Origin of the sequence: Tenuibacillus multivorans (assembly GCF_900103915.1) — a bacterium.
Taxonomy (GTDB): domain Bacteria; phylum Bacillota; class Bacilli; order Bacillales; family Alkalibacillaceae; genus Tenuibacillus; species Tenuibacillus multivorans.
In genome coordinates this window covers 1-26393 of record NZ_FNIG01000006.1, presented here as the reverse complement: position 1 = coordinate 26393, position 26393 = coordinate 1, and the positions used below count along the sequence as shown (strand labels likewise).

The window sequence follows — 26393 nt, the reverse complement described above, 5'->3', positions numbered from 1 at the left end:
TAGATATGAACGAGACTAATTCGAAGAAACAATTACCGCCAAAAGAGGAACGACATAAATTGTTTGGTTCTGTCGAGCCTGGCCCTCGTACAAAACCACAAGATAAAGATAAAATGGCTGATTTACAAAATACAAAAAAAGACTTTTTATTTGAATTAGATGCTGTTGGGGTTTCAAATGTGAAACACCCAATCGTTGTTCCAAGCCATGTCGAACCAAAGGAACAAACAACCATTGGTACCTTCTACTTTGCATCTACGATTTCACAAGGTTCAAAAGGTACGAATATGAGCCGTTTTACAGAACAACTGCAGGCCTATTATAATAAAGGCTTTCGCGTTGATATAGAAACTATGAAAAAATTCACCAAAGATTTACAAGAACGCTTAAAACAAAAAGATGCGGAACTCACAGTTGAATTCCCATGGTTCTATCAGAGAAAAGCACCTTATACAGGAAATATTGGAATGAACCATGCCGATGCTTGGTTAAAGGTTAAATATCATCATGAAAATGGTTATGATATCAAGGTCGGTTTAAAAGCTAAAATTACAACCTTATGTCCTTGCTCTAAGGAGATTAGCGAATATAGTGCTCATAACCAACGTGGCAATGTAGTGATTGAAATCACTTTAGATCCAGAATTTGATGAAGACAAGCAGGATTGGAAAGAATTATTGTTAGAAGCAGCGGAATCTAATGCTAGTGCACGAATTCATCCTGTGTTAAAAAGACCTGATGAAAAAATGGTAACCGAACAAGCCTATGAAAACCCACGATTTGTCGAGGATATGGTTCGGTTAATTGCAAGTGATTTATATGAACTAGATATGGTTAAGCAATTTCATGTTAAATGTATCAATGAGGAATCAATCCATTTACATGATGCTATTGCTTCCATTACGTTTGATAAACGTGAAGAATAGTGTGATGTACCATGAAATATATTTTTATTTATTTAATTAAATTTTATCAAAAGTTTATTTCGCCATTAACAGGGCCAACTTGCCGGTTTCAGCCGACGTGTTCAGCTTATGGACTAGAAGCTTTGCAACGTTTTGGTCTGTTTAAAGGGTTATATTTAACCGTCAAACGAGTGCTAAAATGCCACCCATTCCATCCTGGTGGTTTTGATCCAGTTCCAGAAAAAAAGAAATCAAAAAATGAGGCAGCCCAATAATTCGGGCTGCCTCATTTTTTGAATCGCTCTAACTGATTTAATTTTCCTTCTGCCTTTAAAATATCTACCTGGAATGAGCCGATTAAATCATAGTGTGGATATTTTTTATCATGGTGAACCCACTTCGGTTTTAAACCGTATTTTTTACCCCATTGAATTAATTTATCAAGGTCCTGACAGCCAACTTTTGTGACGGTCTTCATATTTGGAAACCGATCATCTAACCAGTAATGAGTGATAAAGGCTATTTCTCCACGTTCCACTTTCTCCTTCCATGCCCTCAGCTCTTCACGCTTTAAACCAAAAGCCATATGTATTAATCCTCCATAGCCTTAATATAAGCTTCATCCCAGTTTGGAAAATGTTTTTTAATCGATATTGGTCTGAAATTCGATTTTTTGACACAAACATGTGATGAGCTTCCTGTTACAGCTAATTGTTCATCCTCAGTATATACTTCATAGCCATAAACCACTCGGAAACCGTCATAATGATCAATCCATGTCCTAACAGTAGCAGTCTGACCGTATCGAAGTGGCTTTTTATACTTGGCATTAATATCAATGACGGGTGAAACAATGCCTTCAGCTTCCATATCTGCATAGTTGAAACCTAACTGTTCGATAAGGTGGGTTCGTCCTATTTCAAACCATACGATATAATTCGCATGATAGACTACACCCATTTGGTCTGTTTCTTGATATCTTACTTTAACTTCTGTCTCATTGATCGTCACGATGTAACTCTCCCTTATTCAAAATGATACAAAATACATTATTATTTTAACATAGTAAGTCTTTAACGAAGAAAAAGTTGGCTTACCGCCAACTTTTCTTAATGATCATGCGCTTCGTCACTTGCTTCTTCACGCATACCTTTAATTGATTCTCGTCTTCTCTCATTTTTCTGTTGAATAGCCTGCTTCTGTTCTTCTGAAGCGGTTTCCATTGACGCCTCAGCTTCCTCCATATTTTCAATGGTATTTTGGATGTTATCTTGTAACTTTTCTACATTATCCGAGCGATCGTCTGGTTTGGGTTGATTATGCTTAGTCAACTTACTTCACTCCTTCACATTTTGATTTTATTTTGTGAAGGATTTTGTGACCTATGCATGTTTTTCAGTATTTTTTATGACACTTAGTCGTTCGTCTAACCTGTCATAAATCTTCTCCATCTCATCTGGATTCTTCATAATTTTTTCCTTTTCGTTTTCTATTAAAGCTTGAAATGTTAAATAGTCTTTTTTACGCAACCTAATCGTCTCCTTTTTACTATAAGGATGACCATTAAGCTGGTAAAATATACATATTAATCAAGCTGATTCATCTTCTTCTCCATTTCTTCAAAGGTCATCGGACCAACTTTACGTTGAAGCTGGACATCACCTTCTGTATTAATAAAGAAAGTAGTCGGAAAGCTTACGGCTTGATACATTGCGGTCACTTCAGTCGTTTCATCTAATGGGATCGGAAAAGTTAAACCGTAATCTTTTACAAACGTTTCAACATCATTTTTATTTCGTTCCTGTCCGGTCGCGTTAACAGCTATTACCTCTACCTCGTCACTGTACTGTTCGTAAAAATCTTGCATATGTGGCATTTCAGCTTTACAAGGCGCACACCAGGTTGCCCAGAAGTTGATAAACACTTTTTTACCTCTAAAATCACTTAATTGAACCGTTTCACCATCTAATGTGGTGAGTTTGAAATTTGGCGCAACTTCTCCAACTTTAATGCCACTCGTATCGACATCTGAACCTTCTGGTGTCACAAATACTGCACCATCTCTCTCAGCCTGATCCTCCTCTGCAGTCATTGTATTAAAAACAATAATACTGATTAGAGACAGAATAATTCCAAGCGCTATGAGTCTTTTCCACAGCATCATATTTACTCCTTTCGAGAAAAAATCGATTCTAATACAATGGTCACAGACGCTACTATTAGAGCTAGTAATAACCAGCTAAAATAGAGCTGAATGGCGTCATTAAAAACTCTAAAAATAACCCATACGATTAATAACCACCGTAATAAGCTCATTTGTGTATAAAATGTTTGAAAACTTTTTGTAATCAATAAAAAGTATATTAAACCTAGATAAGATAAGCCTTCCAATAGATTTAATAAAGTTGGGATGTAAATAAAATCGATCAGCTTGCTTATCCCGCAAAACAAGATTACAGCCGACAGAGCTAATAAGCTCTGATTAAACCATTTAATCTGATGTTTTTGATGTTGATAATATATATACACGACTACACTTAAGACCCCAAGTGCTATGCCTAATTCCCCACCGTTAAAATAAATAACAGATAAAGGGTTTTGTAACAGGGCTTCAGGGTAATATAAAAAGTAACTAACCTTCCAAGTAACTAATAAAATAATCCAATAATCAACAATCAGATTAAATGCTTTTTTGTAATCCAGTAAGCGATGTTTTTTTACAATGGTCATACCGAATAATGCTGTAAGCAACATCGCCATAATTGATAGTAAATGCGGCACATATATACTAAATGGACCCAGAGCAATTACATCTGTCAATTCCCTCACCTATCTTCACGCCTTTATCTTATCAAATAATTAACCTTTCTTATATTTATTTGTTTAAAAATTAATGAATTCTTTGTTAACAGTTAAAATGTGGAATAATTGGTTATTGTTTAGACAAACTAGTGTGTAGATTTTATTAGGATTATGTTAAACGAGGAGGATATAAGAATGGATAACAGAGAAAATGAACAAACGGAAAAAGATAGGCAATTAGAAGATGCACGTGTTGACCACGAAGGAAAAAAATTGACCACTAATCAAGGAATGAAAGTATCGAATACTTCAGAATCGCTAAAAGCTGGTGAACGAGGCCCAACCATTATGGAAGACTTCCACTTCCGGGAAAAGATGACGCATTTTGATAATGAACGTATTCCGGAACGTGTCGTTCATGCAAGGGGGTTTGGTGCTCATGGTTACTTTCAAGTTTATGAGCCGTTAACTGATTTAACTAAGGCAAGCTTCCTACAAGATCCTTCTGTCAAAACACCGGTTTTTGTTAGGTTTTCGACGGTTGTTGGGTCACGAGGCTCTGCTGATACGGTACGTGATGTACGTGGTTTTGCAACAAAGTTTTATACAGATGCTGGAAATTTTGATTTGGTGGCTAATAATATGCCAGTATTTTTTATTCAAGATGCGATTAAGTTCCCAGATGTTGTGCATGCCATTAAGCCTGAACCAGATAATGATATTCCACAGGCTACGGCTGCCCATGATACGTTTTGGGATTGGACTACCAACAATCAAGAAACTGCGCACATGATCATGTGGTTACTTTCAGATCGTGCTTTACCTAGAAGCTTTAGAATGATGGAAGGTTTTGGTGTACATACCTTCCGCCTAGTTAATGATCAAGGAAAGGCTCGATTTGTTAAATTCCATTGGAAGCCGAAACTAGGTGTTCATTCATTAGTTTGGGATGAAGTTCAAAAAATAGCTGGTAAGAATCCGGATTTTAACCGTCAAGATTTGTGGGACGCGATAAACAATGGAGATTACCCTGAATTCGAGCTCGGGCTTCAAATTATTGAGGAAGAACAAGAATTCGATTTTGATTTTGATATTTTAGACTCCACTAAAATTTGGCCTGAAGAGCAAGTACCCGTAAGAATTGTCGGTAAAATGACATTAAACAAAAACCAAGATAACTTCTTTACTGAAACAGAACAGGCTGCTTTTCATATGGGAAATATCGTACCCGGTATCGATTTTACGAATGACCCATTACTTCAAGGTAGGCTATTTTCCTATATCGACACACAACTCATACGTTTAGGCGGACCTAATTTTCATGAATTACCGATTAATAGACCAATCGTACCCATTCATAATAATCAGCGCGAAGGTTATCACAGAATGCAGATTGATAAAGGTAAAGTGTCCTATTTCGCTAACTCCATGCGAAATAATTTTCCAATGCCTACCTCCTGGGATGAGGGCGGTTTTGAACATTATCAAGAAAAAGTTGATGGTAGAAAAATTCGTAACCGCAGTGAAAGCTTTAATGACCACTTTAGCCAAGCTACGTTATTTTGGAATAGTATGTCGACATCTGAAAAAAGCCATATTATTAAAGCCTTCCATTTTGAGGTTGGAAATGTAAAGGATAAGAAAATCAGACAACGCGTGGTTAATATGTTTAATCATGTTGATGGAACATTAGCACGAGAAATTGCTAAAGGAATCGGTGTTGAGCCACCTGCTAAAAAAGAAACACCTAAAATCACAACTACTTCTCCTGCCTTAAGTCAAGAAAATACAGTTAAAACACCGCAAACACGTAAAGTTATGATATTAATCGATGAAGGATTTAGTTATAATGAATTAAAACAAGTTAAAGTAGCTTTCCAAAAGCAAGGTATCCACACTGAGATTGTTAGTAAAACATTAAGTACCGTAACGAGTATGGAAGGCGATCAGATTGAACCTGATAAATATTATGCCAATACCCACTCGGTTCTATATGATGCCTTATATATTCCTAGTGGACAACATATTGAAATGATAACATCTCATAAAGAGGCATTGGATTTTGTCAATGATGCTTATGCACATGCTAAACCTATTGGAGCTACAAATAATGCTTTACAATTACTTTCTAAGACGCTCGTTAATAATATAGCTTATACCAATGATCATAATGGTCAGGTTTATAGCAACCTAGGCGTTGTAACGGTAAATGAAACGAATGACCTGACTGATTTTAATGAAGCATTTATTGAAGCCATTGCCCAGCATCGCCATTGGGCTAGAGAAAATCATGATCGAAAACAAGCCTAAAAAAGCACATCGCCATTCGGCGATGTGCTTTTTATTAACGTTTAATGTTACGCATTTTGTGTCTGTAACTTATTACGAAGAACCATTTGAAGAATACCGCCGTGACGGTAGTAATCAACTTCTACATCACTATCGAAACGTGCAATTACTTCAAATTCTTTTTGGTTTCCATCTTCGTCTGTTGCTGTTACTTTAACTAAGTCATGTGGTTTAACACCTTCAGTTACTTGAACATCGAATGTTTCTTTACCTGTTAAACCGAGTGATTCAATGCTGTCACCTTCTTGGAATTGAAGTGGTAATACGCCCATCATAACTAGGTTAGAACGGTGAATACGTTCGAAGCTTTCAGCAATAACTGTCTCAATACCTAAAAGATCCGTACCTTTGGCTGCCCAGTCACGTGAGCTTCCCATACCATAGTCTTTACCAGCGATAACACATAATCCAGTGCCATCTTCTTTATATTTCATCGCTGCATCGTAAATCGGCATGATGTCACCTGTTGGCCAGTAAGTTGTGAAACCACCTTCTTTATCACCTGCAATTTCATTACGGATACGGATATTACCGAACGTACCACGCATCATGACTTCATGGTTACCACGACGAGAACCATAAGAGTTAAAGTTACGAGGTGATACATCTTTTTCCATTAAATATCGACCTGCTGGCATATCTTTAGGAATAGCGCCGGCTGGTGAAATGTGGTCTGTTGTTACAGAATCTCCAAATTTACCAACTACACGTAATCCATTTAATGGTTTGACTTCTCTTGGATCTTTAGACATCTCCTCAAAGAATGGTGGGTTTTGAATATAAGTTGAGTCATCATCCCACTCGTATAATGGTTCATCTGTTGTTTGGATTTCATTCCATTTTTCATTTGAATTAAAGACTTCTTCATATTCTTTACGGAAAATTTCAGGTGTTACAACTTTTGAGATTTCTGCCTTAATTTCGTCAGATGAAGGCCAGATATCTTTAAAGTACACATCATTTCCATCTTTATCTTGACCAAGTGGTTCATTTAAGATGTCAATGTCTACAGTACCTGCAAGCGCATATGCCACAACTAATGGTGGTGAAGCAAGATAGTTTGCACGTACGAGTGGGTGAATACGACCTTCAAAGTTACGGTTACCAGAAAGAACAGATGCAGCTGTTAAGTCAGATTCAGCAATAGCTTCTTCAATTTCTGGTAGTAAAGGACCAGAGTTACCGATACATGTCGTACAACCGTACCCGACTAAGTTAAAGCCTAATTGATTCAAGTATTCCATTAATCCTGAGTTTTCTAAGTAGTTTGTTACAACCTTAGAACCAGGAGCTAGTGATGTTTTAACATATTCAGGAACATTTAGACCTTTTTCAACTGCATTTTTAGCCAGTAGTCCTGCACCTAACATAACGTGTGGGTTAGAAGTGTTGGTACAAGATGTGATTGCCGCAATGGCCACTGCACCAGTTTTCATCGTAGCTTCAGAACCGTCTTTAAACTTCACAACAGCTTCTTTGTCTTTTTCCTTATCAGTTAATCCAAAGCCTTGGTTTCCTGCTGGAGCTGTTAGTGCTTTATTGAATGAATTTTTCATTTCAGATAAAGGAATTAAGTCTTGTGGACGTTTAGGTCCTGATAGGTTTGGTTCTAGTTCAGATAAGTTAATCTCAACAAGTTCAGTGAATTCTGGATCCTCTTGATCTGGTGTATAGAATAGATCGTTCTTCTGTAGATATTCTTTAACAAGTTGAATATGCTCATCTGAACGTCCTGTTAAACGCATATAGTTCAATGATTCTTCGTCAACTGGGAAGAAACCACAAGTTGCCCCGTATTCAGGTGCCATGTTAGAAATAGTTGCACGGTCAGCAAGTGGCATCTCTGATAGACCTGGACCAAAGAATTCAACAAATTTACCGACAACTTTTTTCTCACGTAAAACTTGTGTAACTTTTAGTGCAAGGTCGGTTGCTGTTGTACCTTCTGGGAAATTACCTGTTAGTTTAACACCGACAACTTCTGGTGTAGGGAAGTATGATGGTTGACCAAGCATACCTGCTTCTGCCTCAATACCACCGACACCCCAACCTAATACACCAAGACCGTTAATCATGGTTGTATGTGAGTCAGTACCGACTAATGTATCAGGGAAGGCATCATATGTGCCGTCGCCTTTTTCTATCTCATGTACGACGCTTGCGATGTACTCTAAGTTAACTTGGTGCACAATACCTGTTGCTGGTGGAACAGCACGATAATTATCAAAGGCTTTTTGAGCCCAATGTAAAAATTCATAACGCTCTTTGTTTCGATCGAATTCAATTTCCATGTTTGCTTTTAAAGCATTAGGGGTACCATATTGATCAACTTGAACAGAGTGGTCAATAACTAAATCAACTGGTACTTCCGGATTGATCTGGTCTGGGCTACCACCCATATCTACCATTGCTTTACGTAAGGAAGCTAAGTCTACTACAGCTGGAACCCCAGTAAAGTCTTGCAAGATAACGCGAGATGGTTTGAAAGGAACATCTACTGAATCCCCTTTTCCCCATTTTGCTAGTTTTTCAATGTGTTCATCTTTAATAACATGACCGTCATGTTGACGTAATACAGATTCTAAAAGCACGCGAATTGTAAAAGGCAGGCGTGAAATATTTCCTAAGCCTTGCTCTTCCAATGCTTTTAAATGATAGTAATTATACGTTTTGCCATTCAATTCAAATTGTTTCTTCGCATTAAAGGCACTATTACTTGTCATGCTTTTACCCCCTTAATGTAGTTACGTAGTTTAATAGATGATTCCATCATGTTTGAAAGCACACCATTTATGCACTATTACATTTTATCTGAAAACCTAGCATAAGTAAAATGTTTGGGAAAAAATTTTACTAGTATAAATGTTTCATTCAATTAAAGCGTATCCTTGTTTAAGAAATTATACAAATAAAATACACTTTAAAAGGAATTGGATAGTTCAATCAAATGATTTAAAACTAGGTCCTCCTCCTCTTGGCTAATGGTACGAAAATCCATTATGACATCATTTTGTTCAACCCGTACAATTATAACTGGATCCATTCTTCTTAATTGTTCACTAATCTTTTCAGCTGAAATAGCTTGACTTGACATTCGAATACCATATGAAGGCAATTCAATCTCTGGTAAAGTTCCTCCCCCTACTTTGGAGATTAATTTAGTTTCATCAGTAACTAATGATGATTTAATATAATGCGGTACTCGTTGCATAAATGCTTGGACACGTGATTTAAGCTCATCTTGACTAACTAGAATATCCCTAATTGTTGGAATAGACTGATGCTTTTCTTGGATGAGTAGCTTTAACGTTTCTTCTAAAGCAGCGTAAGTCATTTTATCAACTCGTAACACTCGAGCTAGTTGATGCTTTTTTAATTGATCAATCCATTTTTTCTTGCCTGCAATAATTCCAACCTGCGGACCTCCTAATAGCTTATCACCACTAAATGACACAAGGTCAGCACCAGACTCGATGACATCTTTCACTAAAGGTTCGTGACCAATTCCATGCTGCGATAAGTCATATATCATGCCGCTTCCTAGATCTTCGTAATATATGAGGTGATGATCATGTGCTAATGAAACTAAATCATGCCTCGGTACGGATTGGGTAAATCCAATCATATGAAAGTTACTCGTATGTACTTTCATAATCATATTAGTTTCTTCGTTAATGGCTTGTTGAAAATCGTATAAATGGGTTTTGTTAGTCGTTCCAATCTCCCTAAGGCGTGTCCCGCTCTCTTCCATAATCGATGATATGCGAAAGCTTCCGCCTATCTCAACTAATTCACCCCTTGAAACAATGGCCTCATGTCCTTTTGAAAAGGCTGATAATACCATATAAACACTCGCGGCATTATTATTAACGACAATCGCAGCCTCAGCCCCTGTCACATCTTTTATATATTGCTCTACGATTTTGTTTCGGGATCCTCTTTTTCCAGATTCAACATCGTATTCTAATGTTGAATATTGTTTGGCTACCTTGACCATTTGTTCAATGGCAGACTCAGCTAATCGGGCTCTTCCTAAATTTGTATGTAAAACAGTACCTGTACCGTTGATCACAGGCATTAAATTTGGTTTAAGATAATCTAACAAAGTATGTTCAGCACGACTCATAATGACTTGTTTTATGTCTCCACTATCTTCAAATGTTGCCTGCTGGTCACGGATTTGATTTCTAATGTATGTCGTTGCTTCCTGTAACGATGATTTAATCATCGAATTAGACATGTTTAATTGTTTTTGAAGGTCTAAAACAGTAGGGTCTTCCATTAATTCATGGATAGGTGGAATTAATCGCATCAAATTTTCCATTTGTCACAAACCTTTTTATTATATTGTATAGAAAAAAGGGGCTGAGACTTAAATAAAATTATCAATTCTAAATACGAACAATACTAAAAAATAGCGGAGGAAATATACGTAGACTCCTGGTCGTCTAAAAACGGCCACGTCCTGCGCCTGCGGTTACTCGGCGCAAACTTACGCAAGGATGTAACGCAAGTAGCATTTGTGACGTCATCGACACTAGCACATCCTGTGAGTCGGCCGGTGGTATACGCCACGTCCTGTGGCACCACCGGCACTAGTACGTCCTGTGCGTCGGAGGATGAAGCGTTGCCACTGCATAGAAGACACTGTGAAAGCGAACGAAAGTAAGCTTGAGCAGATGTCGCGCTTGTGCCCTTTAGGGTAAAAGCGAAGTATATTTCCGGAGCGAGTATTTACACTTTCCATTTAGTCTAGTTGTTCGAATTTTTGATTGATAAAAACATTTATCCCAGCTAATTTAAACCTTTAATTTTTGAATAATGTCATCACTATCAGGAAAAACACCTGTATCTAATTTCGAATAAACCTTTTCGCCATTAACAGTGACTTCAAAAGCACCACCGCCTGATGGTGTTAACGTCATGTCTGTAATATCATGTCTGAATTCAGTAAATAACTCTTCTGCGAGACTCGCAGCTTTTGGTGCATAGTTTCACATCATGCAAAATTCAATTAAAACTTTATAGCTCATATGTACAACCTCCTAGTCGTTTATATCAATAGCGTATAAAATATGACAATTAATTTCAAGATTTTTATCTTTTAAGTCCGTTCTTGTATAATAGGTTAAGTAGTGTGGAGGTGAAGATCATGGATAGAAATCGAGATGAAATCTTACGGTTAACCTCTCTATCTTCTAAAGCTGGATGAGGATGCAAACTCGCGCCAAGCGAATTGGCTCAAGTATTGAGTCAAGTGAATACACATAAACAAGATCAAAACATATTATTCAGTCAAAATAATTCAGATGATGCCGGGGTTTATCAATTAACAGATGATGTAGCCCTTGTCCAAACGGTTGATTATTTTACACCTATTGTGGATGATCCGTATACATTTGGTCAAATTGCTGCAGCAAATGCCTTGAGCGATGTTTATGCCATGGGGGCTGAAGTAAAAACGGCCTTAAATATCGTTGGTTTTTCTGTTAAAAAATATGGTGCTGATCACCTAGCCCAAATATTACAAGGTGCTGAAGATAAAGTTCACGAAGCGGGTGGTGCCATTATTGGTGGCCATTCAATTGATGATGAAGAACCGAAATTCGGATTATCTGTGACCGGTATTGCTCACCCAGATCAAATATTAACAAATCACAACGCTCAAGATGGTAATGTCTTAGTATTAACAAAACCTATTGGTATCGGAATCATTACAACAGCTATTAAAAAAGGTTTAGCATCACAAAATGACGCAGACGAAGCGATTAACTGGATGATGAAGCTTAATAAGGAAGCATCCGAGTTATTTAAACAATATGAAGTTCATGCCGTTACAGATGTGACTGGCTTCGGATTACTCGGACACGCTTACGAAATGGCTAAAGGAAGTCAATTATCATTAGAAATTGATTATCAATCCGTTCCGATTATTGATGGTACAGTTGAATTAGCAGCTAAAGGTGCTGTACCTGGTGGCACAAAATCTAATTTGAACTGGTTAGAAGATGCTGTTTCGTTTGAATCTCACATCAATGAATTACATCAACTCATTTTAGCAGATGCGATTACCTCTGGCGGTTTGTTAATCTCAATGCCTGAACATGATGCGAACCAATATATTGATGAATTAAACCAATTACCAGACTACCAAGCAACCATTATTGGTAAAGTTATCCCACAGACTGATCGCAATATCATCGTTAAATGATGATAATAAACGGTTTGCATATTTAAATATGCAAACCGTTTTATTTGATCCATCTTCGCTTTCCCTCTACTCTAATTGTCATTTTCAGCTTATCTAATTTTTCAAGAAAAGGAATTAAATATTTTCGCGATACCCCTAGATAATCTTTTGCCTCTTTTAAATTGAAATATTCACCTGTCTGTTCTTTTAAACAATTGATGGAGCTTTTAAAGGCCAACCATTCGATATACAATTCATCAGTTAAATCTACAACATCTTGTTGGTGAATGAGATAAGTCTTTAGATCCTCAACATATACGTCTTTGTCTGTTATAAATTCTTTTATGTATTCATTAATCGGTCTAACCTCTAATTGGTCTTGATTTAAACGACTTAAAAATTGTTGAACAGATGGCTTTAGCTCTTCATTTAACTGTACATAAAAAGTAGGTAATGATACGTAATGCTCTTTTTGTTTTAATAATTCTCTTTCAACCAGATAGTCCACAATCGTTTTATTTAATGGTTTATGAAGCGGTAATTGTTGAATGAGCTCCGATTTATTCATGCCAGGTAGTAATGGATGCTGTTTATGAAACTTATTTAAACGCTCCTCAACATATGTCACTAACTGATTAACATAAGAATCAACAAAAAGATGATTTTCAATATTAACGATTCTACCCTTTTCCTCTAAAGCTTGAAGATCATCATTCAATTGTCCTTGTTTTAATACCACGTATTTATCTAAGCCTGGATTACGATGAATGATTTCTAATATATAATCGTTTTGATCAATAGTCGCTTTCTTTTTTAATTGTTGAACCGTCTCCTCACCATGACGGTGTTTTTGGGCAAATGGTTCAATAACCTTACCACCGCCAATCGTTTCAACCGGTGTAGCACGCCTTAAAACGTAGCGTTGGTCCTTTAGTATATATATTGACTCTTCTAGTTCAACTTGAGCATAAATCGTATCTTGGCTGTCTAATTTATTTCGATCATAAAAAATAATTCTTCCATAGGTTTCAGTTGTCCCAATATGTAATTTAATTGGTGAACGTTGTTTAATTTCCGAATGAAGATTAGAACTAACCTGTAATTCTATATCAATGCGGTTGGTTGCTTGAGCTAGCTCGTCAGTTGTTAGGACCGAACCTCTTTTAACCTCATTAACTGAAACACCTTTTAATGCTAAAGCCGTGCGTTGACCAGCGGACGATGATGAAACAGGTTGGTTAAAACGATGAATACTTTTAATCTTAACCCTATTTCCATTAGGCATTACCACGACTTTATCTTCTCCTGATACCTGTCCCTGTACCACAGTACCCCTAACAACTGTTCCGATGCCATGAATATGGAAGCTTTGGTCAACAGGTAAATATAGCTGCCCTACCTTACTTTTAGGATCAGTATTTTCAAGCTGTTTAAGTATGGCTATTCTAAGTGTTTCGATACCCTTTCTAGAGATGGAATCGACTTCGTAAAGGGATTGTCCTTCAAATACAGTACCTTTTACCATTTCCTTAATATCTTCTTGAACGATCGCAAGTAAATCGGAATCAACTTGATCAATCTTGGTTATAACAATGATGCCACGACTAATATTTAGGAATGATAAAATTTCTAGGTGCTCTCTTGTTTGTGGCATAACGCCTTCATCGGCTGCAATGACTAAAATCGTCAAATCGATTGATGAGACTCCCGCAATCATTTGACGAATAAATTTTTCATGACCAGGTACATCGATTATAGAGATGGATATATCATCATCCTTATAGAGTGGTGCATATCCTAATTCAATTGAAATTCGTCGATCTTTTTCTTCTTTGAGTCGATCAGTCTCTACCCCTGTTAAAGCCTTAACGAGTTCAGTTTTTCCATGATCAATGTGACCTGCCATACCGATTGTATAATTTTGTTGATTCATGCCTTAACACCAACCATCTATTAGTAAAATCGGATTCTAAAAATACTTCCTCGGTCTTCATTATCTAAAATTGTTAATGATGCATGATGATTATCTAAAATTTGTCTCGTAACCATTAGTCCTAACCCCGTGCCTTTTTCCTTTGTCGAAAGGAACGGTTCACCGAGTCGCTGTTTTAATTCATCTGGAACCCCTTCACCTTCATCAATGACATCAACAACTAATGATTCGTCATGATAAATGTTAACTTGTATCGTTCCTTCATCATCCATCGCCTCAATAGCATTTTTAATCAAATTAATAAACACCTGTTTGATTTGTGATCGATCACATTCAATATGAACTCGATTCTTTTCATTCATAAAATCGATACTGATATTATACAAACGTGCCTGTGATCTCATTAGAAGACAGACTTCTTTTAAAATCGTAACAAGATTTTCATTTTTAAATTGGTTAGGAGATGGCTTCGCAATATATAAAAGTTCAGACGTGATCGATTCAATTTTTTCAACTTCTTCAGTCATTATATGAAAATATTCCTTCTTTTCTTGAATTTCATTCTCAAGCAATTGTAAAAAACCTTTAACTGAAGTTAATGGATTACGAATTTCATGAACAACACTTGCTGCCAGTTGCCCAACGGATGATAGCTTCTCAGAGTTCATCAGCATTTTTCGGGTTGTTTTTAATTCTGAAATGTCATTAATAACCCCAATATAATATGTTTTACCTTTGTGATCGTCATTAATTTTCCCTAAATGTGTCAATGTGTCTACTATATGACCATCGGAATGTTGAAATCCAATCTCTATTTTGACCCTATTAAAATCTAATGAATCAATGTATTTTTTCGTTTGACTATAGTCTTGTTCGATAACAAATTGTAGTAATGACTGACCTAACATACATTCTTTCTTATAGCCTAGTATGGTTTCTGCTGAATATGATACATAAACAATTTTATAGTTCTCATCAAAAATGACCTTAATATTCGTTGAGTTAATATCAAACCAATGAAAAGTCGAACTTAGTAAATCATGATCGAGATCTAGTTGATCCTCTCCATTGACAACTAGCGAATGTTTTTTCATTCGATTAATCCCCCCAAAAAACGACCGAAGATATAATAATACTATGATATAATACGACCAAATATCACAACTTCTATTTTAACCAAAATATGGCGTAAAGGCAAAAAATGATTTAAGAATTATCCAAATTTTTTGAATTGTTCTAAATATATTACTAGATTTTGTACTAAATGCTTTGCTTGTATTCTATTAAACATCATTCTATAATGATTAGAGAAACGGGGCTGGTTACAATGCTGGTGCTTGTCACGGTCTTCAAAACCGCCTGGGAGGCGCGTGCCGTCTCCGGTGGGTTCGATTCCCACACAGTCCCGCCAATACTCAACTAAAGAGAGTGAAATCCATGTCTGAAACCGTCGGATATTTAATGATTTTATGGGGACTAGTCATGATTAGTCTGCTTGGCATCGGTGGATTCTTTATGTTCCGAAAGTTCCTGAAAAAACTTCCTAAAGAAGATGGAAAGTCTATTATAGACTGGGAAGAATATTATGTCGAACAAACTGTTCATTTGTGGGGACAAGATGAAAAAAAGCTTCTTAATGAATTGGTTGAGCCGGTTCCCCAGCTTTTCCGAGATGTAGCGAAGCAAAAAATTGCCGCGAAAATCGGAGAAGTGGCTTTACAACGAAATAAGCAAAAGATTTCATTAGATGTCATTATTGAAGGCTATATATTAGCCACACCAAAACGAGATCATAAATTTTTAATCAAACGTTTGAATGAGAAAAATATCGATTTTTCACCTTATGAACATTTATTAGAAAAACAATGAGAACTTAAGTTATAAGTTTTCATTGTTTTTATATTTGATAAAAAAAGTTCACGACTAGAAAATCGTGAACTTATGCAATCGTTTGTTTAAGTTTTAAGAATTTAATTAACATCGCAATTCGCCATGTAAATAGCATGCCAAAAGCTAATAAATAAAACATCCCACTCGTCTCGCCTACTGATATGTCTTGTCCTAAATATATTTTTAAGCAGATCCTTAAAACGAGCAAGAAAAGTAACACAAAAATAAAAGCTTTCGACGGTTTTAAATAAATTTCTCTTCCTTTAATTTCAAAATTGGATGTGATAATTAAGAGAACTGAAAAAACTACCCCTACTGAAATCGCTTCTAGTACTTGCCACCATGAGACTTGGAAATAGGGAAACAAAAACATGAGAGCCCCCGTACTCATAAATAAAGGAGGTAAAATAATTTTTTTAGTGCTTGCTGGTTTTTTTGATGCCCGAGAACGAATCACGATCATAACTGATGCCATAAAGATGAACATCAGCATGGTTAAAACAGCAAATAATGAACTTTCTATAAACACTATGACACACCCGTATCTTTGTTAAATTCATCACCAGAATCCGTCGTAATGGATAAAATAATCGTTAATGTAACTCCGACAACCACTAAGTATACGCCTAAATCAAACAACATTGCGGTTGCTAAGTGTTTTTCACCTAATAAAGGTATTTCAAAGTAACCTGAAGTATGTGATAAAAACGGTTCCTGAAACACAAACGAACCGAGGCCTGATAATACAGCTACTAACAGCCCTGTTACGGCTACCATACGAAAATTAATCGGTAAAATCTTTTTGATCTTATCGTAACCGTAAGTCATGTACATGAGAATAAAGGCAGCAGAAGTCATTAACCCACCGATAAATCCACCGCCTGGAGCATTATGTCCAGCAAAGAATAAATAAATGGAGAAACCAAGTAATATAAAGGCAATTAAATGTGTTGTGGTTCGTAATATTAAATCGTTTGGTTGTTTCATACTGTAACTCCTTCACCGTATTGATGCTATCTCTATTTTAATACAATCAACAGGACCATGACAAATTATATCAAAACCCTGTAAATCCAAAGAAGTTAGCTAAATAAGCCGTGAAAATTCTCATCCAGTCAAAGAACAAAGCAATACCTAATGCAATTAAAACGTATCCACCAATTTTAGCAATCTTTTGTGAGTTGCGTTTTAACCAACCCATTTTGCCAATAAAGAATGACAAGACAAAGAATGGAATTGAGAAACCTAATGAATAAGCAAACATTAAGAAAACTGCGGATTGAGGATCATCTAAAGATAGGGTAATGACAGCCCCCAATATCGGCCCTGTACAAGGAGTCCAACTCATTGAAAAGGCCATTCCTATTAGTAGTGTACCCAAATAACCAGAAGGACGATTCTTAAAGGTTACTTTGCGTTCTTTCATTAAAAACTCAAAGTTGAATACGCCAATCATCACAAAGCCGAAAAAGATGATTAAAATAGCGCCTAGCTGACGAATTAAATCCTGATAACGTATAAAAAATTCCCCAATAAAATAACTTGAAAAGCCAATCATGATAAAAATAGAAGAAAATCCGATTAAGAAAAATAACGTATGTAGCATACTTCTTTTTCGTAACATCGCTTTTTCATTTTTTAACTCTTCAACACTCATCCCCGTTATATATGATAAAAAGACGGGGTATAATGGCAGAACACATGGAGAAATGAATGACAAGAATCCAGCTCCAAATGCCAGGAATATATTAACCTCCATGACTAACCTCTCCTTCTTTTTCAGCCGTTAAACATATCGTATCAAACATACACGTAATTTTAATAACAGATGCTTGACGGTTTAGTGAAATTATCGTGAACAATTAAAAAAGGATAGACCTCTTAATAGCCTATCCCCTTCCCAACAGGTAAGAATTATCCCTGAAAAATGCAACTAAGCCTCTGACTTCGTCAAAAGTTTTTAGTTGTACTATTTTTTGTTTTGATCCATTTGTTGATTCATCGAACGCATCATTTGGTTAATTTTCTTCTGTGATGGCTTTTGCCCCATCTGCATCATCATTGTGCGTAACATTTGTTCATTAATGGGTGGGTTCTTTTTCAGATAATTCATCATTGTCTTACGAGCAATAAAGAATCCCCCAACAACTCCAATAATTAATGCACCTAGAGCGATTAATACTACCCATATCGTGCCCATTATTTAATTTTCCTCCTTCTAGTTGTCTCTCACTAAGTATAGTAAAACAACGGTTCTATGACAACAAAGATTTTACATTAAATATATTTGTTTACCAGCAAAGGGCGTAATCCACCCGCACTCTTTTGTTTCATAGTTTACTGCAAAGATATGTGGATGGAATGTTTTAATATATTGAAATAATAAACCGTCCAAATCGACAATCGAATCAGCTAAAATTGTAATCGCATAATCCGCGATATGGACATATATTTTTTGACTTGAACGTTCTATCATGAGTTGATTTTTTTTTGCTTCTATCGAAACGCCGTCATCTACCCAAAGATTAAGATGTGATAACAAATCGTCTCGATTAACCTTGTCCAACACGGATTGATATTGTTTATGATCACTGCCTTCACCCGCTAGTTTTTGTTTATACAAGAAGCGATAAACAATATCAATTTTATAGTAAAAATGCAGAGCATAATCCGACTTAAAAAGGTATACGGAATATTGATACATGATATGTCCCCCTTTTAGGACATATCGTATCAATTAAAATCGGCGAAATTTGTCAAAGTTTAGTAGCTGTTATCTAATAATTTTGTCAATCGAGCGCTAATTATTTAGAAAGCAAGGTTTTAGCTCGCTTAACGACATTTTCGACCGTAAATCCATACTCGTCGATGACCTTTTGTCCTGGAGCTGATGCACCAAACGTGTCAATACCTAATACATCACCTTCGATTCCCGTATAACGTTCCCAGCCAAATGGTGACGCCATTTCAACAGCTAAACGATTTTTAATATTAGACGGTATAACCGACTCTTTGTAAGCGTCGTCTTGTTGATCAAAAAGGCTCCAAGAAGGCATACTAACGACAGTTGCATCGATCCCTTCCTCTTTTAGTTGTTCACTAGCTTTCATGACTAACTGTACTTCAGAACCTGAAGCTAATAATAATAAATCGGCTTGATCTTTATCAGCCTCTTTTAATACGTAAGCACCTTTTGCGACACCCTCACTTGCTTTTTCATTCGTTTGTGGTAAAACAGGTAATCCTTGTCGCGTTAATACTAAAGCTGTTGGTTGATCGTCGGCTTGCATAGCCATTTCCCAAGCTGCTTTCGTTTCATTAGCATCAGCCGGGCGAATAAGATTCAAGTTTGGCATTGCTCGTAATGACGGAAGCTGTTCGATTGGTTCATGTGTTGGTCCATCCTCACCTACGGCAATCGAATCATGTGTAAAGACGTAAGTGACAGGTGTTCCCATTAATGCTGATAAGCGTAAAGCTGGACGTAAATAATCACTAAAGACAAAGAATGTACCGCCAAATACTTTAACGCCACCATGTAAAGCCATACCATTAAGCGCACAAGCCATAGCAAATTCACGAACACCGAACCAAATATTACGACCTGAATACTCAGGATGTTTAAAGTCGTCTTCACCTTTTAAAGTCGTTTTATTTGAACCAGCTAAATCGGCACTACCACCAAAGAAATATGGAATATTCTTCGCAATAGCGTTTAGTACTTCACCCGAAGCTGCGCGTGTAGCTAGTGCTTTTGAATCTTCATCATATGTTGGTAAATCAGCATTCCATTTCGCTGGTAGCTCTCCATTCATCGCTTGCTCGAATTCCTGAGCCAAATCAGGATAAGTATTTTTGTAGCTCTCTAATAACTGATTCCATTCATTATCAGTTATCTCACCACGCGATTGAACCTTATCTTTAAAATCTGCTTTTACTTCATCTGGAACATGAAACTCATCATGTGCCCACTCATAATGTTCTTTGGCTAGTTGACGTTCATCTTCACCAAGTGGTGCACCGTGAGCATCTGATTTACCACCTTTATTAGGAGAACCATAGCCAATAACTGTTTTAACTTCAATCAATGTTGGTTGGTCTTCATTAGCTTTCGCATCTAATAATGCTTTTTCAATTGCTTCCGTGTCATTACCGTCTTCTACACGAATAACTTGCCACCCATAAGCCTTAAAACGATCTTCAACACTTTCCGAAAATGCACGGTTTAAGTCACCATCAAGAGAAATATCATTTGAATCATACATGACAACTAATTTGCCTAATTTTAAGTGGCCGGCTAAGGATGCAGCTTCTTGAGAAACGCCTTCCATTAAATCACCATCACCGCAAATCGCATAAGTATAATGATCAACCATTTCATGGTCAGGCTTGTTGTATGTTGATGCTAAAAAGCGTTCTGCCATGGCCATACCAACTGACATCGCAATCCCTTGTCCAAGAGGTCCTGTCGTAGCTTCTACCCCATCTGTGTGACCAAATTCAGGATGACCTGGTGTATTCGATCCCCATTGGCGAAAATTCTTAATATCATTGATTGATACATCATAGCCTGATAGATGTAATAATGCGTATAATAGCATAGACCCGTGACCTGCTGATAATACAAAACGGTCACGATTAAACCAAGATGAATGGTTTGGGTTATGGTTCATCACTTTCGTCCAAAGCGTATAAGCCATAGGCGCAGCGCCCATCGGCATACCTGGATGACCAGAGCTTGCATTTTCTACAGCATCAATCGTTAATGTACGTATCGTATTAATGGATAATTGCTCAACATTATGACTCATATAGATCTCCTTCCTTATTCCGTTCAATCATCTACCATCATTAATCCTAAACGGTAACGCATCATCTGACAAGACATTTCAACATAAATTTACCAAAATAATAAAGCTATACATAGTATACACATCAAGTATGACATTATAATTAGCGTGTATATAAAAAACATGCAGGATTCTGCATGTTTAATGTTTTGATTGATTCTTCTGCTCTTTTTTAAGTGTATCAGGTGTAACATCTGTACCTTCAGGATCAACAACTTTAAGAGAATGCAATTGATTTTTAAACGATTGCCTAAACGCTTTTAAATATTCTTCCCTTAACTTCTTCTGTTCCTTTTTCTCTTTATCTGTTAAACCTTCATTCTTAGATTTTTTGGCTAATTCATTTATACGTTTTAAACGATCTTCAGAAATCATATCAAAACCCCTTTAATCATTTTCATTAGGTCATTGTAACTTGTGCAATGCTTAAAAACAAGCATTTAGAAAATTACGAACGAGTGTTTGCTTTTTCTGGTTAATATTGCTATAATAATGATAGTTAAATTACGTTGGGGTGAAAATATGAAAAATCTATCCAAAAGGCAAAAAGAGATTTTCGAATTTATAGTTGAAAATGTAAACCTAAAAGGCTATCCACCTTCTGTTCGTGAAATAGCAGAAGCTGTTGGACTAGCTTCAAGCTCCACGGTTCATGGCCATCTAGCTCGATTAGAAGAAAAAGGGTTTATTAGACGAGATCCGACTAAACCAAGAGCGATCGAGATTATTTACGACGATGGTAATGCGACCCAAGAACATGAAGCAATGTACGCACCACTCATCGGTAAAGTTACCGCTGGGCACCCAATTACAGCAATTGAAAACATCGAGGAATATATTCCTGTACCAGCGACGATTTCCGCTACTGAAGACGAAATCTTTGTTCTATCGATCCAAGGTGAAAGTATGATTGAAGCAGGTATTTTAGATAAAGATTTAGTCATGGTAAGAAAACAATCTACAGCCAATAATGGAGACATTGTCGTGGCGATGACCGAAGAAGATGAAGCAACCGTCAAACGCTTCTTCAAGGACAAAGACAAATATCGATTAGAACCTGAAAATCCAACAATGGAGCCGATTATTTTAGATCAAGTAACCGTACTTGGAAAAGTCATTGGACTTTATCGGGAAATTCATTAGTAAAAGCGCCGAATACTCGGCGCTTTTATTATAATTAATATGAACTTAAATACTGCTCACGCTCCCAAGGGTGTACTTGGGTTCTGAACATATATTCTGATGTAAAGATACGTCAAATGCCTTGCTTTATAAGGGTTTTTATCCTGTGATAATAAATGATAAGTCATAATAAATTATGATGAATAATTATTTTGTGGTCAGAGTGTGGTCAATTTTGTGGTCAAACTACATCTTATGCTTTACACATTCAGGATATGACCATTATTTATAATATTACAATATAATAGGTAGAAACTCTAACAAAAAATAAAACCGTGACACATTATCACGGTTTAGAATTCTTTAATTATTCTAATGTCTCAAGTGCTTTCACATATTCGTTATACTTACTCTCTTCTAAGTCACCATTTATCTGAACTAGTATATTCTTATGTTTTATTGTCCATGTGAATAGCATAGCACTTTCTTTACCTACATCATCATATACCTTCTTCACTTCATCTAAATCATCTTCATTATCAAAACTCATAATCCTTCCACCGTTATTTTCTCCTAATGATGGGATCAAGAATCTTACACCTTCTTTATCTTTCATAGGTACAATACCATAATCATCTTTTGTCATTTCTCTGACACCTTCTACTTCTAATCCAGCTTCTTTAAATGCTTGAACTGCATCATCTACAGTATGGGTAGCAAAATCACCACCACAAGCACCTAGTAATAATACTGTCATTAACATAAAGAACATCAAAACTTTTTTCATAATATTCCCCCTAATTTAATTATTACCATTATTGTACAAATATTACAGGACAACCACAAGCAATCCACCATAAACAAAAACACCGATAACTCCCAACTTTGCTAATCCTTCGCTAATCATACTAAGTAAAGCATATACTCCTATTGACACCCCTGCTAATACTGGAAAGACTAATATAAAATCGGTTAATAAATTTGCTAATAATTCTTTAATACTCTCAGCAGTCCAATCAATACCTATTTCAATAGGATTTTTAATTTCCAACTTTATGCCACTCCTTCCATAGCATCAACAAGTACATTCAAAATCATTGGAGCTAACATTACAATCACGTATCCCAATCCAGCTTTTTGCATCATACTAAAACCCTTCTCACTATTACCGATCATCACAAATAATGCACCGCCTAATACGACAACCATCGCAACAGGGTAAGCCATACCTTGAATGAGATCAATAAGTGGAGTGAAGGCTGTAATCATTTTTGTTTGAATAGTTGTTTCAGCACTAACTGCCATTGAAGTCCACAAAGGTGCTGCTGCTAAAGGTAATATTGATGCTGTAGGTGGTTTAATATCATCCAAAAGCTCATTACTAATGAACGCTTTAAAATCATACGCTTGAGTCTTCATCTTGTTTCTCCTCCTCAAAGTTTTCACCTGTTAACTTTTTATACACATACAAAAGGTTAGCTAAATGAGTAAATTCATCCACCGACCCATAGGCCTCCAGTGGCTAAAAGTTGAGCCGCAGCTTCTTTATCATGAGGTAGTTTTTTCAATTCCATTTGGTCATTTCCCCCCCTAACATATGAACGTGTTATTAACAAAAAAACACTACCGAAAAGTAGTGTCGATTAACTTTATGATTTTTGTTTTAATGCATATAATGCAAGAAACTTATTACCAGCTTCAGTTGTTTGTAATCTTTGCCATTGCACCCCTGTTACTTTTGTTTTATCAACCAAACCAAACGTTATTAATTCTGGAGCAACTTTATAAAATAAAAATCTGTTTTCCTCACTCATTCCGACAGGATTATGAATACCGACAGTAAACTTATCTTTATAAGCGACAAATGAATCCAAGACTGTTAAAGATATATGTTTATCTTCTTCTATATCTAATTCCTCTAATATCTGTTCAGGCAATTCTGTCCTAATCTCATTTAAATGATTATAAATTTCTTCAAAAGAATAACCGTTTATTTCATTTTCTTTTTCAAGTTGATTTTCCAACTTATAAATCTGTTCCTTTAGTTTATTATTTTCTTTAAGTAATTCATTATTATCAGTTAATGTTTGCTCATTATCTTGTATTTCTTTACCTGATACCCACCCTTTTAAATCAGGGTTTCTTTCAAATTCTTTTAATGACTCTAAAATAGCCAGTTTAATATCTTTAATATCAGAATAAAATTTTGACATTTTGCTTAACACATCAGCTTTAAAGTCCTCATATAGTTGATGATTTTTGAATTCTTTTACTTCCGAACCATTTACTTTCACCTTTTCTTCTAAGGCATCGTCATCAATTACAATCGCAAATCTAGGTATTTCAAGTTCACCTGCATGGTCGTATTCCCAATGTGTATAGCTCTTACCACTTTCTTCATCTATTGAACCATAACGACCACCTAAAATGAGCAGGAATACATCTGACTCAGAAATCCATTTTTTAATAGTTTCTTTCTGTGACTCATCCCCTGCCTTAAATAGTTCCATACCTGCTGGTATATGACCTGAATTTAATATTGAAGAAACTGCTGCTTGTCTCTCATCTTGTAAATCTTCAAAAGTTGATGATACAAAAACTTGCAATTTTTTATCCACAATTACCACCTCAGTTAGAATAATCTACCAATATTCTAACATAAGTAATTAAATGTTATACTAATCTAGTAGGTTATAATTAGTCAAAGAGGATGGTAAAAATATGATTAAGATGAACATTTTCCACGCTCTTCTTGAAGAGAAAATAAGAGAATTTTATGAGTATATAGATATTATGGAATCATCAATTAAAGTCAATGAAAAAAAGATAAAAAACGAATTCGAAGAACAATCAAAAAATCTTACAGATGAAAATGCAGACGAATTATTACAACATGTATTTCTTGATCCTATTATTAGTTATACTGAAACATTTCCCTTCATACTAAGAAAATCACTATATCTTTCTTTGTATTCTTTTGTTGAAACAGAATTAAGTTCAATAGCATATAGACTAGAAAAAAAGCACCCAAAAGAAATTAAGATAAATGATTTAAAACACAAAGGGATAAGGTTGTATATTTTTTATATTGAAAATGTGCAACAAATACAATTAAATCTATCCTCAAAGCAACGTGAAAACTTCATTCAATATAATACTTTAAGGAATTACTTTGCTCATAATGAAGGTAGCAAAATTAACCCACAAAGAATTAGTCAGCTAGAGTACTATGAATTTAAGAAATTTTTTCCTGATCAAGAAGAGATTCATGTGTCTGGTTTAAAAAAAGAATTTAATCAAGAATTTCTAGGTGATTTACAGCAATTGTTTAAAAATATTTATAATGCCATCGGTGAATGGGAGATTTAAATTTTTTATTAATGCTTTATCATTTAAACCCAATAATTCTCTAATACAAACTCATCTTCAGCAGTAAATCCAATTTTCTTAAAGCCATAAGGTATTAACTCCCTAACAATGTATTCAATTTCAACATAACGTTCATGCTTTCTCAAATAACCTCGTATCCCTCTTAGTAACTCTTCAAACTCATATTGATCATACTTCTCATCATGGCATAGCATAACACTTTCTTTTTCAATTCCGTATTTTCCTAAATCCTCTTCTTGAGTAATTTTATATAGAAACATTCCATCAACCTCCTAATAAATCCTATTAGAGAAAGTATGATAGAATGACTACTCAATTATATATTAATATCTCCCAACGTATTTATAACACCAATAATAAAACCAACGCACCAATTGACGTTAACGCTATATATGTACAATTCCTCTGCATTTCCTTCTCTTTAGCTCCAATAACACCCATCCCGAATAGCAGCACGAATATTATTAATATAATTTGAACAGTTATGATCATGATATATTTTCCCTTAAAGTTTTATAATAGCGAATTAGCTCTGAAATACTTAGCTCTTCACAATATTTATCAGATAATAAGAAGAATGAACAAATAAGACGTTTTATAAAAAGCAGTACAGCTTTAATGATGAGAGTGTAATCTAAACTGTGTAAGTAGAAGAGCGTACGGCTTCTATTTACTGGTTTAGATTTTTTTATTTACCTAGACTGATTATATATGGAATTGGGAGGAATTCAAAATGACAAAAATTAAGCGTGATCCGAAATCAGTCAATCTAGCTAATAAAATTATTGAAGAGTACCAACCCACATCAGTAGAAGAGATGCAAAGTGCTCTAAAAGACATTTTTGGTCCAATGTTTGAAGCGATGTTAAAAGGTGAAATGAATCACCACCTGGGCTATGAATCGAATGATAAGACTGAAAAAGATTCTACGAATCGAAGAAATGGTTATGGAAAGAAAACGG

29 protein-coding genes, 1 tRNA gene and 2 pseudogenes are annotated in these 26393 nt (G+C 35.7%); 9 read left to right on the top strand and 23 right to left on the bottom strand.

Annotated elements, in window-relative coordinates; all coding sequences use genetic code 11:
- Positions 1 to 5: 5 nt before the first annotated feature.
- Complete coding sequence (folE2, locus tag BLP77_RS09900; protein ID WP_093856972.1) at positions 6 to 926, top strand: GTP cyclohydrolase FolE2; 921 nt, start codon at positions 6 to 8, stop codon at positions 924 to 926.
- A gap of 11 nt (positions 927 to 937) precedes the next feature.
- Positions 938 to 1180, top strand: coding sequence for a membrane protein insertion efficiency factor YidD (gene yidD, locus BLP77_RS09895; RefSeq protein WP_093856971.1), 243 nt, complete (start codon positions 938 to 940; stop codon positions 1178 to 1180).
- An 11-nt stretch (positions 1181 to 1191) separates the two neighbouring features.
- Here yidD and BLP77_RS09890 read toward each other — a convergent pair whose 3' ends face one another.
- The 6 genes from BLP77_RS09890 to BLP77_RS09870 all read right to left on the bottom strand — a co-directional run bounded on the left by BLP77_RS09890 (position 1192) and on the right by BLP77_RS09870 (position 3725).
- Positions 1192 to 1491 (bottom strand): hypothetical protein, encoded by a 300-nt coding sequence (locus tag BLP77_RS09890; protein ID WP_093856970.1) that lies wholly within the window; start codon positions 1489 to 1491, stop codon positions 1192 to 1194.
- Positions 1492 to 1496: 5 nt separating this feature from the next.
- A complete protein-coding gene (locus BLP77_RS09885; protein WP_093856969.1) occupies positions 1497 to 1916 on the bottom strand; it encodes an acyl-CoA thioesterase in 420 nt (139 codons plus the stop codon).
- Between the two features lie 98 nt (positions 1917 to 2014).
- Positions 2015 to 2236: a small acid-soluble spore protein Tlp gene (gene tlp, locus BLP77_RS09880; protein WP_093856968.1), complete on the bottom strand. Its 222-nt coding sequence runs from the start codon at positions 2234 to 2236 to the stop codon at positions 2015 to 2017.
- 51 nt (positions 2237 to 2287) lie between these two features.
- Positions 2288 to 2434 carry an FbpB family small basic protein gene (locus BLP77_RS15650; RefSeq protein ID WP_143001425.1) on the bottom strand — a complete coding sequence of 49 codons (147 nt, stop codon included), beginning with the start codon at positions 2432 to 2434 and terminating at the stop codon, positions 2288 to 2290.
- A gap of 56 nt (positions 2435 to 2490) precedes the next feature.
- Positions 2491 to 3066: a redoxin domain-containing protein gene (locus BLP77_RS09875; protein WP_245686853.1), complete on the bottom strand. Its 576-nt coding sequence runs from the start codon at positions 3064 to 3066 to the stop codon at positions 2491 to 2493.
- A 5-nt stretch (positions 3067 to 3071) separates the two neighbouring features.
- Positions 3072 to 3725 carry a hypothetical protein gene (locus BLP77_RS09870; protein WP_093856966.1) on the bottom strand — a complete coding sequence of 218 codons (654 nt, stop codon included), beginning with the start codon at positions 3723 to 3725 and terminating at the stop codon, positions 3072 to 3074.
- A gap of 177 nt (positions 3726 to 3902) precedes the next feature.
- On the opposite strand from BLP77_RS09870, the gene BLP77_RS09865 reads away from it, so the two are divergent.
- Positions 3903 to 6017, top strand: coding sequence for a catalase (locus BLP77_RS09865; protein WP_093856965.1), 2115 nt, complete (start codon positions 3903 to 3905; stop codon positions 6015 to 6017).
- A 47-nt stretch (positions 6018 to 6064) separates the two neighbouring features.
- Here BLP77_RS09865 and acnA read toward each other — a convergent pair whose 3' ends face one another.
- The 3 genes and pseudogenes from acnA to BLP77_RS09850 form a co-directional block, all read right to left on the bottom strand.
- Entirely contained in the window at positions 6065 to 8779 is a 2715-nt protein-coding gene (acnA, locus tag BLP77_RS09860) for an aconitate hydratase AcnA (RefSeq protein WP_093856964.1), read from the bottom strand.
- Between the two features lie 197 nt (positions 8780 to 8976).
- Positions 8977 to 10380 carry an L-seryl-tRNA(Sec) selenium transferase gene (gene selA, locus BLP77_RS09855; RefSeq protein WP_093856963.1) on the bottom strand — a complete coding sequence of 468 codons (1404 nt, stop codon included), beginning with the start codon at positions 10378 to 10380 and terminating at the stop codon, positions 8977 to 8979.
- Between the two features lie 475 nt (positions 10381 to 10855).
- A pseudogene (locus tag BLP77_RS09850) lies at positions 10856 to 11038 on the bottom strand (Rdx family protein); the annotation flags it as partial.
- A gap of 236 nt (positions 11039 to 11274) precedes the next feature.
- On the opposite strand from BLP77_RS09850, the pseudogene selD reads away from it, so the two are divergent.
- Positions 11275 to 12267, top strand: a pseudogene (selD, locus tag BLP77_RS09845) (selenide, water dikinase SelD); the annotation flags it as partial.
- 40 nt (positions 12268 to 12307) lie between these two features.
- Here the strand turns inward: selD and selB are convergent.
- Together selB and BLP77_RS09835 are read right to left on the bottom strand one after the other, a co-directional pair.
- Complete coding sequence (gene selB, locus BLP77_RS09840; protein WP_093856960.1) at positions 12308 to 14179, bottom strand: selenocysteine-specific translation elongation factor; 1872 nt, start codon at positions 14177 to 14179, stop codon at positions 12308 to 12310.
- Positions 14180 to 14199: 20 nt separating this feature from the next.
- Positions 14200 to 15273, bottom strand: coding sequence for an ATP-binding protein (locus BLP77_RS09835; RefSeq protein ID WP_093856959.1), 1074 nt, complete (start codon positions 15271 to 15273; stop codon positions 14200 to 14202).
- A gap of 220 nt (positions 15274 to 15493) precedes the next feature.
- Between BLP77_RS09835 and BLP77_RS15850 the strand changes: the two genes are divergently transcribed.
- Positions 15494 to 15590, top strand: a tRNA-Sec gene (locus tag BLP77_RS15850).
- 26 nt (positions 15591 to 15616) lie between these two features.
- On the top strand, positions 15617 to 16048 hold the full coding sequence (locus BLP77_RS09830) for a DUF2621 family protein (RefSeq protein WP_093856958.1): 432 nt from the start codon (positions 15617 to 15619) through the stop codon (positions 16046 to 16048).
- 70 nt (positions 16049 to 16118) lie between these two features.
- Here the strand turns inward: BLP77_RS09830 and BLP77_RS09825 are convergent, their stop codons facing one another.
- From BLP77_RS09825 to BLP77_RS09795, 7 genes are all read right to left on the bottom strand, one after another.
- A complete protein-coding gene (locus tag BLP77_RS09825) occupies positions 16119 to 16562 on the bottom strand; it encodes a CcdC family protein (protein WP_093857168.1) in 444 nt (147 codons plus the stop codon).
- A gap of 35 nt (positions 16563 to 16597) precedes the next feature.
- Complete coding sequence (locus tag BLP77_RS09820) at positions 16598 to 17056, bottom strand: Na(+)/H(+) antiporter subunit B (protein ID WP_093856957.1); 459 nt, start codon at positions 17054 to 17056, stop codon at positions 16598 to 16600.
- Between the two features lie 70 nt (positions 17057 to 17126).
- The gene (locus tag BLP77_RS09815) at positions 17127 to 17828 is read right to left on the bottom strand and encodes a cytochrome c biogenesis CcdA family protein (RefSeq protein ID WP_093856956.1); all 702 of its coding nucleotides are present in this window, start codon (positions 17826 to 17828) and stop codon (positions 17127 to 17129) included.
- Positions 17829 to 18038: 210 nt separating this feature from the next.
- Positions 18039 to 18269, bottom strand: coding sequence for a YneF family protein (locus tag BLP77_RS09810; protein WP_093856955.1), 231 nt, complete (start codon positions 18267 to 18269; stop codon positions 18039 to 18041).
- Between the two features lie 72 nt (positions 18270 to 18341).
- Positions 18342 to 18773 (bottom strand): sporulation inhibitor of replication protein SirA, encoded by a 432-nt coding sequence (sirA, locus tag BLP77_RS09805; protein ID WP_093856954.1) that lies wholly within the window; start codon positions 18771 to 18773, stop codon positions 18342 to 18344.
- Positions 18774 to 18873: 100 nt separating this feature from the next.
- On the bottom strand, positions 18874 to 20880 hold the full coding sequence (gene tkt / locus BLP77_RS09800) for a transketolase (RefSeq protein WP_093856953.1): 2007 nt from the start codon (positions 20878 to 20880) through the stop codon (positions 18874 to 18876).
- A 180-nt stretch (positions 20881 to 21060) separates the two neighbouring features.
- A complete protein-coding gene (locus tag BLP77_RS09795; protein ID WP_093856952.1) occupies positions 21061 to 21294 on the bottom strand; it encodes a DUF896 domain-containing protein in 234 nt (77 codons plus the stop codon).
- 147 nt (positions 21295 to 21441) lie between these two features.
- Between BLP77_RS09795 and lexA the strand changes: the two genes are divergently transcribed.
- Positions 21442 to 22062 (top strand): transcriptional repressor LexA, encoded by a 621-nt coding sequence (gene lexA / locus BLP77_RS09790; RefSeq protein ID WP_093856951.1) that lies wholly within the window; start codon positions 21442 to 21444, stop codon positions 22060 to 22062.
- 346 nt (positions 22063 to 22408) lie between these two features.
- On the opposite strand, the gene BLP77_RS09785 is transcribed toward lexA, so the two are convergent.
- The 4 genes from BLP77_RS09785 to BLP77_RS09770 all read right to left on the bottom strand — a co-directional run bounded on the left by BLP77_RS09785 (position 22409) and on the right by BLP77_RS09770 (position 24659).
- A complete protein-coding gene (locus tag BLP77_RS09785; RefSeq protein WP_093856950.1) occupies positions 22409 to 22828 on the bottom strand; it encodes a hypothetical protein in 420 nt (139 codons plus the stop codon).
- Between the two features lie 42 nt (positions 22829 to 22870).
- Positions 22871 to 23092, bottom strand: a complete 222-nt coding sequence (locus BLP77_RS09780; RefSeq protein ID WP_093856949.1) for a hypothetical protein — start codon at positions 23090 to 23092, stop codon at positions 22871 to 22873.
- A gap of 2 nt (positions 23093 to 23094) precedes the next feature.
- A complete protein-coding gene (locus BLP77_RS09775; protein ID WP_093856948.1) occupies positions 23095 to 23460 on the bottom strand; it encodes a hypothetical protein in 366 nt (121 codons plus the stop codon).
- A gap of 230 nt (positions 23461 to 23690) precedes the next feature.
- A complete protein-coding gene (locus BLP77_RS09770) occupies positions 23691 to 24659 on the bottom strand; it encodes a DUF4062 domain-containing protein (RefSeq protein WP_093856947.1) in 969 nt (322 codons plus the stop codon).
- A gap of 103 nt (positions 24660 to 24762) precedes the next feature.
- Between BLP77_RS09770 and BLP77_RS09765 the strand changes: the two genes are divergently transcribed.
- Positions 24763 to 25410, top strand: a complete 648-nt coding sequence (locus tag BLP77_RS09765) for a hypothetical protein (protein WP_093856946.1) — start codon at positions 24763 to 24765, stop codon at positions 25408 to 25410.
- 23 nt (positions 25411 to 25433) lie between these two features.
- Here BLP77_RS09765 and BLP77_RS09760 read toward each other — a convergent pair whose 3' ends face one another.
- A complete protein-coding gene (locus BLP77_RS09760; protein ID WP_093856945.1) occupies positions 25434 to 25691 on the bottom strand; it encodes a hypothetical protein in 258 nt (85 codons plus the stop codon).
- A 473-nt stretch (positions 25692 to 26164) separates the two neighbouring features.
- Between BLP77_RS09760 and BLP77_RS09755 the strand changes: the two genes are divergently transcribed.
- Positions 26165 to 26393, top strand: a 229-nt coding sequence (locus BLP77_RS09755) for a transposase (protein WP_176753034.1), incomplete at its 3' end; no start/stop codon positions are given.